Here is a 1,120-nt window from a genome sequence, read left to right as displayed (position 1 = left end):
TTTGTTTTATTCATGGGTCCCTCCTTAAAATATTGATGGGACCGTTATATCAGCTGCGGAGATTGAATTCATGCAGGCTTACCGGAGGGACACAAAATGTGATAGAGAAATTATTTTTTTGGTATGAACTTTTAACAAAATTCATGATAGAGATGCTCCTTGAACGCCCGCTGCCCTTTATTGAAAACTATCTTGAATGCATAAATCAAGAATTGATGAAAAAGAACCCCAATTATGTGTTATCCAAAAAGCAAAAACTGTGGCTAAGTTTTTGTTTAAGTGGTGTTTTGTTAACCAACAGTATTTGCTGGAAGCGATTTGAACGAATCAGTTTGGGGAAATTCCGTTTTTCAGCTCTTTCCTGGATGTTCCGAAATTCAAAAATCAGCTTCGATCACTTACTGCAGCAGAGTACGTGTAATATTTTGAAGCATTATGGCATCAAGGACGGGGCTCTTTGCTTAGATGATGTAGACCGTGCCCGATCAAAGTCCACAAAAAAAATATATAAAGTTCACAAGCTTAAAGATAAACTAACCGGTGGTTTTTTAGATGGACAATGCATTGTATTTTTATTTTTGGTAACACCAGTGGCTTCTTTTCCCGTGGGCTTTGAATTTTATCACCCGGACCCATTGTGGAAAGCTTGGAAAAAGAAAGATGACCGTCTTAAAAAAAAGAAGATACCTAAAAAAAAGCGACCCAAGGAGCCACAGAGGAATCCTGAATACCCAACGAAGGTTCAATTGGCTCTTGAGCTTTTGAACATATTTCATAAAAAACATCCGGACATTAAAATCAAAGCAATTTTGGCAGATGGTCTTTATGGGCACGCTGAATTTGTTGATGGCAGTTCCCTTATCTTTGGTGGAACTCAAACCATCACCAAAATGAAGTATAATCAAAATGTACGGTTTAAAAACCGCATAATTTCAGTACAAAAGTTTTTTGAATCTTATCCTCTGATACCTCAAAAAGTATCGGTTCGAGGTAAAGAAGATATTGAAATTTTTATCTCATCGGCCCGCCTGTATGTGCCGTCTCACAATGCCAAGCGTTTTGTGATCGCCATGCAGTATCCTGATGAGAAAAAACCACGTTATTTGTTAGCCTCTGACTT

The 1,120-nt window shown here is 37.9% G+C and carries 1 protein-coding gene; it reads left to right on the top strand.

What is annotated here, in order from left to right; all coding sequences use genetic code 11:
* Window positions 1-98: 98 nt before the first annotated feature.
* A partial coding sequence (locus B147_RS31165) for a transposase (protein ID WP_245568990.1) occupies window positions 99-1,120 on the top strand: 1,022 nt, incomplete at its 3' end.

The organism is Desulfobacter curvatus DSM 3379, assembly GCF_000373985.1.
GTDB lineage: Bacteria > Desulfobacterota > Desulfobacteria > Desulfobacterales > Desulfobacteraceae > Desulfobacter > Desulfobacter curvatus.
The sequence above is the reverse complement of the archived record's forward strand: the minus strand, read 5'-3'. Positions and strand labels throughout refer to the sequence as shown.